General features: G+C 67.1%; 14 protein-coding genes. 7 read left to right on the top strand and 7 right to left on the bottom strand.

Going from position 1 to position 15,221, the window contains the following annotated elements:
- The 4 genes from MX571_RS07770 to MX571_RS07755 all read left to right on the top strand — a co-directional run bounded on the left by MX571_RS07770 (position 1) and on the right by MX571_RS07755 (position 3,142).
- Positions 1-816, top strand: a complete 816-nt coding sequence (locus MX571_RS07770) for an ABC transporter ATP-binding protein (RefSeq protein ID WP_247415203.1) — start codon at positions 1-3, stop codon at positions 814-816.
- A complete protein-coding gene (locus MX571_RS07765) occupies positions 816-1,613 on the top strand; it encodes an ABC transporter permease (RefSeq protein WP_247415201.1) in 798 nt (265 codons plus the stop codon). Before MX571_RS07770 ends, MX571_RS07765 begins: the two co-directional genes overlap by 1 nt.
- Positions 1,610-2,401 carry an ABC transporter permease gene (locus tag MX571_RS07760; protein ID WP_247415200.1) on the top strand — a complete coding sequence of 264 codons (792 nt, stop codon included), beginning with the start codon at positions 1,610-1,612 and terminating at the stop codon, positions 2,399-2,401. Before MX571_RS07765 ends, MX571_RS07760 begins: the two co-directional genes overlap by 4 nt.
- Positions 2,402-2,503: 102 nt before the next feature.
- Positions 2,504-3,142 carry a helix-turn-helix domain-containing protein gene (locus tag MX571_RS07755; protein WP_247415198.1) on the top strand — a complete coding sequence of 213 codons (639 nt, stop codon included), beginning with the start codon at positions 2,504-2,506 and terminating at the stop codon, positions 3,140-3,142.
- 12 nt (positions 3,143-3,154) lie between these two features.
- On the opposite strand, the gene MX571_RS07750 is transcribed toward MX571_RS07755, so the two are convergent.
- From MX571_RS07750 to MX571_RS07735, 4 genes are all read right to left on the bottom strand, one after another.
- Complete coding sequence (locus MX571_RS07750) at positions 3,155-4,117, bottom strand: bifunctional 5,10-methylenetetrahydrofolate dehydrogenase/5,10-methenyltetrahydrofolate cyclohydrolase (protein ID WP_247415196.1); 963 nt, start codon at positions 4,115-4,117, stop codon at positions 3,155-3,157.
- 398 nt (positions 4,118-4,515) lie between these two features.
- On the bottom strand, positions 4,516-6,372 hold the full coding sequence (locus MX571_RS07745) for a BCCT family transporter (protein ID WP_247415195.1): 1,857 nt from the start codon (positions 6,370-6,372) through the stop codon (positions 4,516-4,518).
- A gap of 103 nt (positions 6,373-6,475) precedes the next feature.
- Positions 6,476-7,699 carry an NAD-binding protein gene (locus MX571_RS07740; RefSeq protein WP_247415193.1) on the bottom strand — a complete coding sequence of 408 codons (1,224 nt, stop codon included), beginning with the start codon at positions 7,697-7,699 and terminating at the stop codon, positions 6,476-6,478.
- A 78-nt stretch (positions 7,700-7,777) separates the two neighbouring features.
- Positions 7,778-9,502, bottom strand: coding sequence for a formate--tetrahydrofolate ligase (locus MX571_RS07735; RefSeq protein ID WP_247415191.1), 1,725 nt, complete (start codon positions 9,500-9,502; stop codon positions 7,778-7,780).
- A 228-nt stretch (positions 9,503-9,730) separates the two neighbouring features.
- Here MX571_RS07735 and MX571_RS07730 point away from each other — a divergent pair, with 228 nt between their 5' ends.
- Complete coding sequence (locus MX571_RS07730) at positions 9,731-10,309, top strand: hypothetical protein (RefSeq protein ID WP_247415189.1); 579 nt, start codon at positions 9,731-9,733, stop codon at positions 10,307-10,309.
- A gap of 128 nt (positions 10,310-10,437) precedes the next feature.
- On the opposite strand, the gene MX571_RS07725 is transcribed toward MX571_RS07730, so the two are convergent.
- Positions 10,438-12,204, bottom strand: coding sequence for a BCCT family transporter (locus MX571_RS07725; protein ID WP_247415187.1), 1,767 nt, complete (start codon positions 12,202-12,204; stop codon positions 10,438-10,440).
- A 423-nt stretch (positions 12,205-12,627) separates the two neighbouring features.
- Between MX571_RS07725 and MX571_RS07720 the strand changes: the two genes are divergently transcribed.
- Both MX571_RS07720 and MX571_RS07715 read left to right on the top strand, forming a co-directional pair.
- Positions 12,628-13,044, top strand: coding sequence for a hypothetical protein (locus MX571_RS07720; protein ID WP_247415185.1), 417 nt, complete (start codon positions 12,628-12,630; stop codon positions 13,042-13,044).
- Between the two features lie 53 nt (positions 13,045-13,097).
- Positions 13,098-13,259: a hypothetical protein gene (locus tag MX571_RS07715; protein WP_247415183.1), complete on the top strand. Its 162-nt coding sequence runs from the start codon at positions 13,098-13,100 to the stop codon at positions 13,257-13,259.
- Between the two features lie 82 nt (positions 13,260-13,341).
- Here MX571_RS07715 and MX571_RS07710 read toward each other — a convergent pair whose 3' ends face one another.
- Positions 13,342-13,785 carry a universal stress protein gene (locus tag MX571_RS07710; RefSeq protein WP_247415181.1) on the bottom strand — a complete coding sequence of 148 codons (444 nt, stop codon included), beginning with the start codon at positions 13,783-13,785 and terminating at the stop codon, positions 13,342-13,344.
- A 143-nt stretch (positions 13,786-13,928) separates the two neighbouring features.
- The gene (gene ilvA, locus MX571_RS07705; protein WP_247415179.1) at positions 13,929-15,191 is read right to left on the bottom strand and encodes a threonine ammonia-lyase; all 1,263 of its coding nucleotides are present in this window, start codon (positions 15,189-15,191) and stop codon (positions 13,929-13,931) included.
- Positions 15,192-15,221: the final 30 nt, after the last annotated feature.

Genomic DNA, 15,221 nt, shown 5'->3' with positions numbered 1-15,221 from the left:
ATGCTCGAGATAGCCGACCTCTCGAAGACGTACGGCCTCGGCGACGACCGGGTCAGCACCATCGTCGCCCTGGACGGTATCGACCTCTCCATCGACCGCGGCGAGTTCGTCTCCATCATCGGCCCGACCGGCTGTGGGAAGAGCACGCTGTTCGAGATAATCGGCGGCCTGGTCGACCCGACGTCGGGCGAGGTGTCCATCGAGGGCACCCGCGTGGAAGGGCCGGACGAGCGCATCGGGATGGTGTTCCAGGACCACAGCACGTTCCCGTGGCTCTCGGTCGTCGAGAACGTCGAGTTCGGCCTTCGGCGGAACGGCGTCGGCAAGCAGGAGGCCCGCCAGCGCGCCGAGGAGATGATCGACCTCGTCGGCCTCTCGGGGTTCGAACAGGCCGACCCGACCGAGCTGTCGGGAGGGATGAACCAGCGCGTCGCCATCGCCCGGACGCTCGTCATGGAGCCGGACATCGTCCTCATGGACGAACCGTTCGGCGCGCTCGACGAGCAGACCCGCCTCATCCTCGGCGAGGAGCTACTGCGCATCTGGCGGGAGACGGGCGCGACCATCCTGTTCGTCACCCACAACATCAACGAGGCGGTGCAGCTCTCGGACCGCATCGCGGTGATGAGCGCCCGGCCGGGGACGTTCAAGACCATCGTCGAGAACGACATCCCCCGGCCGCGGGACGACGACACGATGTCGACCGACCGGTTCAACGAACTCGTCAGGGAGCTGTGGGACGTACTGAAAGACGAGAGCAAGAAGGGACTGTCCCAGAAGACCCAGCAGGCCGAACAGGCCGAAGCCGACAACTGATGTCCGAGGTGACCCAGCAGGCCGGCGTGACCGTCGGCCTCTCGCGGACGCGGAAGGTCCGACTCGCACAGGCCATCGTCGTCCTCGCGCTCGTCGGGTTCGTCGAGTTCGCGCCGCGGTTCGGTCTCGTCTCGTCGACGACGCTCATCCCGCTCTCGGAGATGGTCGACGAACTGGTGACGCTGCTCCAGTCCGGGACGCTCACGCCACACATCGTCCAGACGTTCGCGGCGGTGTTCGGCGCGTTCGCGCTGGCGCTGGTCGTCGGCGTCTCGGCTGGCGTCCTGCTCTGGAAGGTGGCGTGGCTGAAGCAGATACTCGACCCGTACCTGCTCATCTACTACGCGATACCGTTCTTCGCGTTCTACCCGCTGCTCATCGCGCTCATCGGCCTGGGCATCGCGCCCATCCTGCTCATCGCGTTCGGGTTCAGCGTCGTCATCATCGTCACGAACACGGCGTCTGGACTGAGCCAGATCCCCGAGGCGTACGTGCTCGCGGGCCGGGACATGAACCTCTCGGGCTGGCAGTTGCTCAGATACGTCTACTTCCCCGCGTCGGTGCCGTACGTGTTCACGGGGCTGAAACTGGGGTTCGTCTACGCGCTCATCGGGACCATCGCCAGCGAGTTCATCCTCGCCGACAGCGGCCTCGGCTGGCTCATCGCGTACAACTACAACAACTTCGACGTCCGCGGGATGTACGCCGCGATGCTGTTCGTCGTCGTCCTCGCGCTCGTGATGAACGGCGCGCTCAGCTACGTCGAGAACCGCCTCTACCGGCGGGTGAGGGGATGAGCACCAGCAGTTCGCGGTTCCGGTTCGACGGCGACGTCGTCCTGTTCGGGCGACTGGCCGTCCCGCTGGTCGTCGTGGCGCTCTGGCAGGTGCTGGCGATGTCGGTCAGCGGGTTCGCCCTCGCCACGCCGACAGACACGTTCGACGCCCTGCTCGACGGCATCCGTTCGGGGTGGATGGTCGAGGGGTTCGAGCGGACGATGACGGAACTCCTCGTCGCGTACGTCCTCGCCATCGTCGTCGGCATCTGGGCGGGCGTGGCCCTCGGCCTCAGCGACTTCTGGCACGACGTGTTCGAGCCCATCGTCCTCGGAACCTACGCCATCCCGAAGGTGACGCTGTTCCCCATCTTCCTGTTCGTCTTCCAGTTCGGGATGGACTCGAAGATAGCGTTCGGCTGGTTCCACGGCGTGTTCCCCGTCGCCATCCTCACGATGTCCGCGATGGGGACCATCGACGAGACGCACCTCGACGTCGCCCGCTCGCTCAGGCTGTCGCGCTGGCAGACGTTCCGTCACGTCATCGTCCCCTCCATCCTGCCGGGGCTGGTCATCGGCCTCCGACTGGGGTTCAACCTCACCTTCCTCGGCATCGTCCTCGGGGAGATGTTCGCCTCGCGGGCCGGACTCGGCTACACCCTCGTCGAGTACATCGCGGGCGTCCAGACCGCACCGATGCTGGCGATAATCGTCGTGCTCGTGCTCGTCGCCACCGTGGTCAACGTGGGCTTCTTCGTCCTCGAGAACCGCCTCGGCTCCCGGAGTGCCGACACTGCACAGATGGCCTGACCACCATGCCGGGACCACTCGACGGCCGACCGTCCGACGGCGACCGGACGGCTGGCGCGACGTTGATGCCGACGGACGCGAAACGCTGACCCTCAACGGACCATGTTCACAGCCACCATCCACATCAACCTCGACGAGGACCACGTCCTCAGCGAGATAACCGACATCACGAACGGGGGGTTCCCGATATACTACTTCGAGACCATCGACCACGAGAACATCCGGTTCGTCATGGACGCCGGTGACCACCGCGACGCCATCGCCGACGTCCTCCGGGAGAGCGACGCCGTGCAGGACGTGAAGTACGTCCCCGACTCACAGCTCGTCATCACCAAGCGTTCGTCGGGGGTGCTCCCGGTCATCCGCGCGAACCACGGCATGCTCCAGCAGATGAACCAGTTCGACGGGACCCACCGCACGTTCGACGTCATCGTCTTCAGCCGCGAGGAGCTCAAGCAGATGATAGCGGAACTGCGGGACCTGGGCGACGTCCACCTCGGGCGACTCCAGCCCATCGGCGACCCGACGCTCTCGCTGTCGGCTCGCCAGTCGGAGGTCATCACCCTGGCGAAGGAGGCGGGCTACTTCGACTGGCCGCGGCAGGTCGACGCCGAGACGCTCGCCGACGAACTCGGCATCTGTCACTCGACGTTCCTCGAACACCTCCGCAAGGCCGAGAAGAAACTCATCGACGAGGCGTTGAGCAGTGCGCTCCCGACCGGCGAGATGAACACCCGGTGAGCGGGACGTCGGTCAGGGCGACGTGAGCAGTGCGGACGCCCCGGTTCGCCTCGCCGTCACGTCGACCACGTTCCGGACGAGCATCGCCTGCGTGAGGGGACCGACGCCGCCGGGAACAGGAGTAATGGCACTCGCTCTGGTTGCAGCGCTGTCGAAGTCAACGTCACCGACGAGTTCGAACCGCCGCTCTGCACCGGACTCGGACCTCGTCCCGGGACCGTTCGATTCGGAACCGGACGCCGCTGACTCCGTGACGTCGACGCGAGTGGCACTGACGTCCACGACGACCACGCCGTCGCCGAGCATCGACCCGTCGACCAGTCCCGGTGCGCCCGCTGCGGTGACGAGCACGTCCGCACGGCGCGTCACCGAGGCGAGGTCCGTCGTCGCGGTGTGACAGACCGACACCGTCGCGTCGCCGCCGGGGCCGCGTTTCAGCAGCAGGTTCGCGAGCGGCCGAGCGATGGTCGGGTCCCGGCCCACGACGACGACGTGGCGGCCCGCGGTCTCGATGCCGTACGCCGAGAGCAGTTCCACCACGGCGCGGACGGTGACGGGGACGACGCGTGGCTCCCCCGTCACGAGTCGTCCGAGGTTCTCGGGGGCGAAGCAGTCCACGTCCTTCTGAATCGGGACGAGCGAGTGGACCCGGTGACCGTCGACGTGGTCGGGGAGCGGAACCTGGACGAAGAGCGCGGTGACGTCGTCGTCCGCCCCGAGCGACCGGACGGTGTCGTAGAGCGTCGACGCGGGCGCGTCCGCCGGAACGTCGCGACGCCTCGTCTCGATGCCGAGTTCGGCACACCGCTCGTGTTTCAGCTCCATGAACCGAGTCTGCGTCTCGTCGTCCGACATTAACACCGTCCCCAGCGTCGGGACGACGCCGTGTGCACGGAGGGTCTCCACGTCACTCCGGACGGTCGACAGAATCCGTTCGGCGGCCCGGTCGCCGGTCAGCAGAGTCGGGGACGTCACCCGGCGACACCTGGCTCGTCCGTTCGCCGAGGCGTCGCCGAGACAGGCCGGCGAGACCAGGGCCGGTCGGGTCGAGGAGAGTGTCGACGCTCGACGACCGTCTCGCGCCCGATGTGTCGGTCACGGGGCAGATACTTGACCACGACCCACGATTGACAACCCATGACAAGCGAGTGTTACTACTGCCGGGGTATCGTTCTTCCGGACGAGCCGGGTGACCTCGTCCTCGGGGACCACGGCGACCACCAGGTGAGTCTGCATCTGGACTGTGCGACGGGGAGGGCGTCGTCGAGGGAGAGCGCGACCAGGGAGAGGGACTCACCGTCGTCTGCCCGGAGTGTGGCCGGACCGAGACCCGGTGAGCGAACGTCGCGCGACGAGGTGGTGCGGGAGCCACCTCACTCCTCGTCTGGTGGGTCGATGTCGTGGTGTAACCCGACCGATGGGAGTTTCGCGAGGAGTCGCCCGACGAGCGACGTGTGGCCGCCCTCCTCACGGACGAACGTCAGGGTGAGCCCGCCGAGCGCGACCACCGAGAGGACGGCGAACGGGAGACCGGTCAGGACGGCGAGCGCCTGGAGCGTCTCGATGCCCCCCAAGAGGAGCACCGAGACGGCGACCGCACCCTGGAACGTCCCCCAGAAGACGATGCTCCCCGTCGTCGGGGCGAGGCCGCGACGGGTGGCCAGCAACGCGGTGACGAGCGTCGAGACGTCCGCCGACGTCACCATGAACACGACGACGAGGCCGAGGAAGAGGAACACGAGGAGGTCGCCGAGCGGCAGGGCGTCGAACACCAGGAACCCCACCACCGCCTCGGAGCCACCGCTGTCGGCGAGCGTCCCGAGGACGTCCGTCCGGCCCCGGTGTTGCAGCCAGAGCGACGTCCCACCGAGCAGGAGGAACCAGACCATGGTCGCCGCCGACGTGGCGACGACGCTCGTCACCACGACGGTCCGAATCCGCCGCCCGCGGGACAGCGCGGCGACGAACAGCCCCGCGAACGGGGCCCACGAGAACCACCACGACCAGTTCCAGACGGTCCAGTCGGTGACCCACCCGTCTCCCAGGGTGAGGCTCAGCGGGACGAAGCCGAGCGCGTAGGCGCCCACCGCGTCGAGGCCCCGCGAGACGACGAACGACCGCGGCCCGACGACGAACACGACGAGAGCGAACAGGGCGAACAGGGCGACGGTGAGCGCGGCGATGCGCCGGATGCCCCGGTGGACGCCGGTGACACACGAGAGCAGGACGACGAGCGTCAGCCCAGCGATGAACACGACCGACCCGGTCCGGCCGGTCGTCACCCCCCACTGGAAGGTGATGCCGGCGAGGAACTGCTCGCTCACGAGCGCGACGGACGTGGCGATGCCACCGATGGTCGCGAACACGGCGAGCGTATCCACGAGGCGACCCCACAGCGAGTCGAGGCCGTCGACGCCGAGGAACGGGGCCAGAATCGTCGAGACCCGGAGCGGGGCGTCGTGTCTGAACACGAAGTACGCGATGGGGAGGCCGATGACCGCGTACGCACTCCACGCCGAGAGCCCCCAGTGGAACAGGACGTAGGTGAGCGCTCCGTCGATTGCCGCCGCCGACTGCGGCTGCGCGTCGACGGTCGGCGGGGGCGTCCGGTAGTGGAACAGCGCCTCCGCCGGCCCCCAGACGACCACCCCGGCGGCGATGCCGGCGGTGAAGACGAGCGTGAAGTACGTCGGGTAGGTGTACGTCGGTTCGGCGTCGGGCGCACCGAGTCTCACGTCGCCCCAGGGGCCGACGAGCAGGACCAGGCAGTAACACACCGCGAGGAACATCGCGCCGAGGAACAGCGGACCGCCACCGAGGAGGACGGTGTTCGAGACGCCGTCCACGACGGCCGTCGTCGCTCCGGGGAACAGCGCTTGCGACGCGCAGAAGAGGGCGAAGACGGCGACCGGGACGCCGAGCACGACCGGGTCGTGACGGGCGAGGAACTCGCCGAGGGTCACACGCACGGAGTGTCGCCTGATTCGGAGCAGCGCCGGTGGCCGGTGCTCCTCGCCGGCCGTCGCTGCGTGTGGCAGGACGGCGAGGTAGCCCAGCCCGGAGCCGAAGAACGTCAGCGCGACGACCAGCCAGACGTGGCCGTCGACGGCGTCGCCGACGAACTCCGGGAAGAAGAACCCCGCGACGACGACCGCCCCCGACCCGATGCAGAGCGGGAGCAACACTCCAGCGAGGACGCCACCGGTCTCTCCGGCCTCACTCCCGCTCATACGCTGTCAGTTTCCACTGGGAGGCCAAGTATCCTCCTAGCAGCTGAGACGAACGTCAGGAACCCGAGAACGGTGTGTCACCACCATCGGGAGCCTCCGGGAGTCACCCGTCGTCGTCCATCGCGTCGGCGATGGGGGAGGATGCGCCGAGGACGGACGCGCCGAGGAGTCGACCGCCGATGGTGAGCGGGTTGACGACGTCGTCGGCACCGACCGACTCGAACTTGGGGACGTGTTTCTCCTCGTTCGCGGCCGCCACGACCCGGACGTCCGGTGCGAGGCTCTTGACGGCGAGGACGGCGAGCACGTCCCTCGCGTCGTCGTTGCTACAGACGACGACGCCGCGGGCGACGTCGACGCGGGCCTCTTCGAGCGTCTCCTCGTCGGTCGGGTCGCCGGTGAGGACGTTCATTCCGTCGAACGTGAGCGAGGACGCGACGTCCGGGTCGGGCGTGACGACCAGGAACGACGTCTCGTCGGCGAGTCGAGCGAGTAACGGTGCGGTGAGGTCGCCGTACCCGAGTACGACGACGTGATCCTCCAGGAGTGTGAGTTCTGATGCGGTCATGCTTCCGAATGCGGCTGCCATTCTGGCTTCGATTGCCGGGGCGACCAGCGCCCCGATGGCGACGGTGAACGCGCCGGTCCCGAGGACGATGACCGAGAGCGAGAACCACTGCGCTTCGGGGGTCGTCGGCGTGATGTCGCCGTAGCCGACGGTCGCGATGGTGACGATGACGTAGTAGACGGCGTCCGCCCAGTCGTCGAGGCCGAGGAACTGCTCGCGGAGGCCGTAGGCACCGACCGTCCCGTACAGGCCGACGCCGACGATGGCGGCCAGCGACGCGACCTGGAGCGGCGAGAGTTCGATGGGCCGGTCGAACTCGCCCCGATTCACGACGAGGAGCGGATACGCCGCGACCAGCGCCAGCAGTAGCGGTACGTCCGTCGTCTGGAAGGTGACGAGCGGGAGGGTCGCCAGCACCGGGAGGGAGACGACAGCCACCTGCCAGGCGAGCCGTTTGCGCCGCTGGAGACCGAGCGTGAGGGGGGCCAACAGGAACGCGAACAGCACGCCGGCGAACCGGGCGAACACCACCGCGTCCGGCACGACGCCCGCCAGCGGCCCGGCCAGTACGAGCGACTGCTGGGTCATGTTCGAGAGCCCGGTGACGAACGCGAGGAGCGCGACGACGCCGACCAGCAACACGGTCGGCTTCGCCCCGGAGAACTGTCGCCACTCGACGAGCGCGACCCGGTCCGTCCGGTAGAACAGGGCCTCGTACGCGCGCTCGTCCCCTTCGCCTTGCGAGCTATTCACTACCATACAGTTCGTCGAGGTGGTACAAAAGGAACGCGGCGTGTCGGCCATCGCCCGACGGGGACACTCGGCCGCCTCGGTGACTCAGAACAGGCCCGAGATGTTCCCGTCGGCGTCGATGTCCATCCCCGCGGCGGCGGGGTCGCTCGGCAGACCGGGGAGGGTCAGGACGTCGCCGGTGAGTGCGACGAGGAACCCCGCGCCCGCCGAGGGGTACACCTCGCGAATCTCGAGTTCCCACCCGGTCGGCGCGCCCTTCTTGCTCGCGTCGTCGCTCAGCGAGTGGAACGTCTTCGACAGACAGACCGGGAAGTCGCCGAACCCCAGGTCCTCCATCCGCTCGATGTCCCGGTCGGCACCGCCGGTGTACTTCACGCCGTCCGCGCCGTACACCTCGGTCGCGACGGTGTGTATCTTCTCCTTGATGGAGTCCTCGTCCTCGTACAGCGGCGCGTACTCCGCCTCTCCACTCTCGACTGCCTCGACGACGCGTTCTGCGAGGTCGACGCCGCCCTCGCTCCCCTCCTCGAAGACGGTCGACTCCGCGGCGGGGACGTCGAGGTCGTCGCGACAGTGGTCGAGGACGACCTGCACCTCCTCGTCCGCGTCGTCGGGGAAGCGGTTGACGGCGACCACGACGGGGACGCCGAACTTCTGGAGGTTCTCGACGTGTTTGTCGAGGTTCTCCAGCCCGCGCTCGACCGCACCGGTTCCGGCGGCGTCGATGTCGTCGTAGTCGGCGGGCCACATGTTCTCGCCGTGGTACTTCAGCGCCCGGACCGACGAGACGAGGACGACGGCGTTGGGTTCCATCTCGCCGAGTCGACAGACGATGTTCAGGAACTTCTCGGCTCCGAGGTCGGAGCCGAACCCGGCCTCGGTGACGAGGTAGTCGGCCATCCCGAACGCGGCCTTGTCGGCCATCAGCGAGTTGGTGCCGTGGGCGATGTTCGCGAAGGGACCGCCGTGGACGAAGGCCGGTGTTCCCTCGATGGTCTGGACGACGTTCGGCTTGATGGCGTCCCGAAGCAGCATCGTCACCGCGCCCGTGGCCTCGATGTCGTTGACCGTCACCGGGTCCCCCTCGCCGTCGTAGGCGACGATGATGCGTGCGACGCGCTCTTTGAGGTCGGCCAGCCCGCTCGCCATGCAGAGGACGGCCATCAGCTCCGACGCCGCGGTGAGCAGGAACTGGTTCTCCCGCGGCGTCCCGCCGGTCTTCCCGCCGAGACCGACGACCGTCTCCCTGAGCACGCGGTCGTTCATGTCGATGGCTCGCGGCCAGGAGACATCGTTGACGTCGATGTCGAGGTCGTTGCCCTGCGCTATCTTCGCGTCGAGCATCGCCGCGATGAGGTTGTGCGCCGAGGTGAGCGCGTGCAGGTCGCCCGTGAAGTGGAGGTTGATCTCCTCCATCGGGAGGACCTGCGACCGGCCGCCGCCCGCTGCCCCGCCCTTGACGCCGAACACCGGCCCGAGCGAGGGTTCCCGAATCGCTATCATCGCCTCCTCGCCGATGTGGTTCAGCGTCTGACCGAGACCGACCGTCGTCACGGTCTTCCCCTCACCCTTCGGCGTCGGCGTCATCCCGGTCACAAGCACGAGGTTCCGGGGCCGCTCTTCGGCCTGCTCTCGAAGCCGGTCGATGGCGTCGTGTTTCACCTTCGCCGTGTACGAGCCGAAGTACTGGAGGTCGTCGAGTCCAAGCCCCCACGGCTCGACCAGCTCCCAGATCGGTTCCATCTCGGTCGCCTGTGCGATCTCGTAGTCCGTCGGGAGCGGCCCCGCTACCTCGTCTGGTGATGACATCTCGCAGTGAGCTTCCGAGCACCGCGACAAGAACGTTGGTACACCTGCCAGAATCGAGAGACGATGTGGTCGTCGTCGTGCGGTCGAGCCGACCGAGCCACGACACTTCCGGAACCCGACGGACCGAGGATGCCGACGTCGAGACGGGGACCCGACGGCGCGTGACGGCCGGGGAGCAGGCGGTCGATAGCTTTTCAGCACCACCTGTCACAGTCACGAGATATGACTGTGGCTGGCACTGCCGCGTTCGGCGTCGGGTCCGACGGCTGGTTCACCGCCGTGCAGGCAGTCGAGCCGGCCGCCATCCTCGACGCCTCTGGTCCGGTTCTGGCGACGCTCGCGTTCGTGGCGACGGTCCTCTCCGGTGGTGCCGTCCTCTCCGTCGCGGGTGGTCGCATCGACGACGCCGTCGACGCCTCGATGGCGAACCCCCTCGTGTCGGTCGTCTACGGACTCGTCGCGTTCGGGCTGGTCGTCTTCCTCGTCGGCTACGCGGTCAGCCAGCTGTCGCGGTTTGGTGTCGCGTCCGGCGTGCTCGCGACGTTGCTACTCATCGTACTGTGTCTGCTCGTCCTCTCGCTGTCCGGGTTCGGGTTCGTCGTCGTCGGCGCGTGGCTGACGACGGCGGTCGGCGGTCGTGAACCCTGGGTCGGCCTCGTCGCGGTCGGGCTCGTCTGTGCGACGGTCTGGCTCGTCCTCCCGTTCGCAGTCGCCGCCGTCGTCTGGTTGGCCCTCGCGTGCCTCGGCGTGGGCGGACCGACGCGGCGCTGGATACACGCCGACGAGGCGGAAGCGACCCCGGGGTGAGCCGTCGACCCTCCTCACGACGACGGCGCGTGGGTGGCCCGTGACGACCGCGACAGCAGTCGCTCGCGGGCTCACGCCGGTCGCGGTCGTCGGTCGAAAGAAGGAGGGGTCGGGTCGCCGTCGTCGCGTCAGTCGCTGCCTTCCGCGCCGGAACCACCTCCCGAGACGTCGGTCACCACGTCGCTGCCGCTCGACACCACGTCGACCTCGTCACGCCTGGTGACGTCCTGGATGCGTTCGGCGAACTCTTCGGACTCCAGGATCTCGTACTCGTTGTTGAGCCCCAGATACACCGTGTAGCACATCAACAGCAGGATGACCGCGAACGGGAAGCCGGTCGCGATGGAGGCGGTCTGCAACGCGTTGAGACCGCCACCCCACAGCAGGAGTGCCGCGACGCCCCCCTCGGTCAGCGCCCAGAAGATGCGCTGGGCACGTGGCACGTCGTGTTTGCCCCCGGAGGTCAGGTGGTCGATGACCAGCGACCCCGAGTCCGACGACGTGACGAAGAACGTGATGACGAGCAGTGTGGCGAGGATGCCCGAGATGGCACCGAGCGGGTACTGGTTCAGCGCGATGAACATGCCGAGCGTCTCGAACACGCCGTACTCGAGCGCGTTGTACTGCGTCTGGACGGCACCGCCGGCGAGCGCGTTGTTCAGCGCACTCCCACCGAACGTCGACAGCCAGATGGTCGAGAACATGCTGGGCAGGAACAGCACGCCGATGACGAACTCACGGACCGTTCGCCCCTTCGAGATGCGCGCGATGAACATGCCGACGAACGGCGACCACGCGATCCACCACGCCCAGTAGAAGATCGTCCACCCCTGGACGATGTCTCCTCCCGACCCCTGCGCGCCGGTGAAGAACGACAGCGAGAGCAGGTTGCCGAAGTAGGTCCCCAGCCCCTGGACCCACGTGCCGAAGATGTACACCGTCGGTCCCACGACGAGCAGGAACCCCAGCAGCGTGAGCATCAGGTAGAGGTTCAGCGTGCTCAGGCGCTTGACCCCGCTGTCGAGCCCCGCCGCGACGGACGCCGTCGCGATGAGGGTGATTCCGGCGATGAGCAGCACCTGAATCAACGTCGTCTGGGGAATCGATGCCACACCGAGGACCGCGTCACCGCTGACGTACGCGAGACCACCGTTGACCTGCGCCACGCCCAGTCCGAGCGACGTCGCGAGACCGAACAGCGTCGCGAACACCGTCACCAGGTCGATGACGTGGCCCGGCCAGCCGTAGATGCGGTCACCGAGCAGCGGCCAGAAGATCGACCGGAAGGTCAGCGGCAGCCCCCGGTTGAACGAGAAGAACGCGAGCCCCAACCCGACGAGGCCGTAGATGGCCCACGGGTGGAACCCCCAGTGGAAGAACGTCTGTGCCATCGCGGCGGAGGCGGCCGCACCGGTTCCGGCCTCCGCCCCGAAGAAGCCCGGCGGACTGTTGAAGTAGAACACCGGCTCGACGACGCTGAAGAACATGAGCCCGATGCCCATGCCGGCGCTGAACAGCATCGCCATCCACGAGAAGTCGCTGAACTCCTTTCTCGCCTCCACCCCACCGATTCGAATCTTCCCGTACTTGCTGAACGCGAAGTAGAGGATGGTGACGATGAAGATGTTCACCGCCAGCAGGAAGAACCACCCGAACGTCGTCTCGAAGAACGATCTGACCGCGCTGTACATCTCCCCTGCACCCTCACCCAGCAGGATCGTCACCGCGACGAACACGCCGATTATCAGTAGTGCCACCGGGAACACGATCGGGTGGACGTCGAACCCGTAGCCCTGGTAGTTCGTGTCGCCCGGCTTCCGGTCGGAGTCCGGGTGGAACAGTTCCACCTGGAGCCCCTCGGACATCTCCCCCGTCGCATCGGATTTATCCGCCATCGGTCACCCCACGGTACAGATACCCTGTCGCCCGTCCGTTGTCGAGTTGAATCATTGACCTCGTGTCCGTTCTCGTTCGCTCGTTCGTGTACGGCCCCGGTCGAGGCCACTGCCCTGTCGACCGGACAGCACATCGACGCGACCACGACTCCACTCGCACACGACGCTCTACACAGTACGGCCGGGAGCCGTATGAGTGTGCCACACACCCTCACCCCCCAAAATGTAATCGTGGTATGATAAGTGTTCGCGTGATTTCCGGGCACCACGTGTAGGATGAACCGGTAAATCGGCAGAGAAGAGAGGAATCCATGGAGTTCTGACAGAGCCGTGGACGTATGGAACACGACTATCAATTTTTCGAGACACTCTTGCTCTTTGACGAGCGCTGAGCGTATCCACACCGCCCTGCTAGTACCGGCGATGAGCGACCGTTTCGGGGTGTTGTTCGGGCAACTGAAACGGCTCGTCGGCATCCTCGTCGGGCCACTCAGGAAGGACCCCGACGCCACGAAGTTCGACCTCGCTATCCCCGAGACGCACAACACGACGATAGACGGCGACACGGGGTGGGCCAGTCGGCCGTCGGCCTGGCTGGCGTGTCCGCGGTGCGGGGCGGACATCCACCAGCGGGACGCTCGCGAGAAGATCGACTGTCCCCGCTGCGTGGCGGTGTTTCCCCCCGCCGAGTTCGCCGACCTGACGCTCAGGCGACTCCAGTGTCCGGTCTGTGGCGACGCGATGGAACACGGCATCCGACACCCCAACGCGTTCGACGTCCCCGAGTGGGCGACCTGTCACCGGTGTCGGTACCACTGGGAGTTCGGCCACCTGTTCTAGCGACCGGTCGGAGAGCGTACAGTTTCATGTCGTCGTGTCACCGACCGGGAGACATGGTGAACGTTCCGGCGGCGGTGGCGGCGCTCGTCGCCGCCGTCCTCATCGGCTTCGCCGCCCTCGCGATGACCGGCGGTGAGTTCGGAATCGCCGGCGTCAGCTTTCTGAGCGCCAGCATCGTCATCTACCTCCGGGAGCGGTTCTTCGTGGCGCACTGACCGACGAGGACGGGCCCGTCTGTCCGCCACCTGGCCGTCGGTCCCTGGGGGCCGCCGACCGTCGATTGGCCGGTAGACCCCCTCAGATCTCGTCGTAGCCCATCCGCTGTGTGAGGACCGGTACCGTCGCCGTCCGCACCACCTTGTCCGTCGTCCCCCCGAGGAGCGTCCCGATTCGGCCGCGGTACGCCGACGCCAGTACGATGACGTCCATATCGTTCTCCTCGGCGTAGTCGGAGATCTCCTCGGCGACCGACCCGCTTCGACGGTCGGTCTCGCACTCGACGCCGTGTTCCGCCGCCACCTCCTGTATCTGGTCGAGGATCTTGTCCGCGTACGCGTTGTACTCCTCTCTGAGTTGCTCCTCGTCGTCACGAAGCGACAGGGCACGGGGTACCCCCGGCAGGTCGATGACGTACAGCGCGTGGGCCGTCGCACCCACCGCACTCGCGAGTTCGATACCGTGCGTCGCTCCTCGAAGCCCCTCTTCACTCCCGTCGTAGGGTATCAGTATATGTTGGTACATCCGTGACACCTGTTCGTAGTTCTAAATGACCCATGTTATATGTTGCCACGAGCGAGGGGCGCGAGCGGCGGTCGAACCCGGTCGCGGCCAGTGTCGTCTCACCCCGCTGACCCGACTGCTCCGCACTCCGCCCGTCCGACTGCCTACGTCTCGAGGGTCGTCGCGATGTTCTCGACGCTATAGCCGCTGGATTCGACCGCCTCGACGATGGCCGCCGCGTGGCTCTCCCCGCTCGTCTCGACCCTGAAGACCAGATACGCCTCGCCGATCTCGAGGTCGTCGACCGACCGGTCGTGGCGCACGTCGTGGATGTTCGCCCCGAACGAGGCGATGGTCCCGGCGATGTCCTGCAGCGTCCCCGGCCGGTCGTCGATCCGGATCCGGAGTCTGAGTATCTGCTGGCGGGCGGTCAGGGCGTGAACCAACACAGTCTGGAGTCTCGTCATGTCGAGGTTCCCGCCGCAGAGGAGGGGGACGACGGTCTCGCCCGACACGTCGAGCGAGTCGCTCAGTATCGCGGCGACCGACGCCGCGCCCGCCCCCTCGACGACCTGCTTGGCCCGCTCCAGGAGCAGCAGGATGGCCTGCGCTATCTCGGTGTCCGTGACGGTGACGACCTCGTCGACGTTCCGCTCGATGATGCGCAGGGTCGTCTCGCTGATGCCGCCCGTGGCGATGCCGTCGGCGATGGTGTCCACCTCGTCGAGGGTGACCGGCATCCCCTTCTCGAGGCTCTCGTGGACCGTCTCCGCACCCGTGGCCTGAACGCCGACGACGCGAGTGTCCGGCGAGAGGTGCTTGATGGCCGTCGAGACACCGCTGATGAGGCCGCCGCCGCCGATGGGGACGACCACCGTGTCGATGTGCGGACAGCCGTGGTACAGTTCGGTGCCGAGCGTCCCCTGTCCGGCGATGATGTCCGGGTCGTCGTAGGCGTGGACGAACTCGGCGTCGGTCTCCTCGACGGCCGCCTTGGCGTGCGCCATCGTCTCCTGGAAGTCCTTCCCGACGAGTTCGACCGTCGCCCCGTAGCTTCGCGTGGCGTCGACCTTCGCCTGCGGTGCGGTCTCCGGCATGTAGATGGTCGACGACGCCCCGCACTTCGTCGCGGCGAGGGCGACCCCCTGCGCGTGGTTTCCGGCACTCGCGGCGACGAACGACTCGACGCCACGGTCGGTGTCCTGACAGATCTTGTTGTACGCGCCTCTGGTCTTGAACGACCCCGTCCACTGGAGATGCTCCATCTTGAGGAACACCTCCGCGTCGACCAGCGCACCGAGTGACGTACTCGTCTCGACGGGGGTCTGTTTGACCACGGTGTCGTCGTCGAGGCGGTCGCGTGCTCGTTCGATGTCCCGGTACGTCACGGGCAGGTCGGGTGCGTCGGTGGCGTCGGTCGGTGGCATGAGTCTGTCGTGGTGTGGTCGAGGGTAGTG

The organism is Halomarina salina (assembly GCF_023074835.1).
In the GTDB taxonomy this organism is placed as follows: Archaea; Halobacteriota; Halobacteria; order Halobacteriales; family Haloarculaceae; genus Halomarina; species Halomarina salina.
This window is presented reverse-complemented; position numbering and strand designations above follow the sequence as displayed.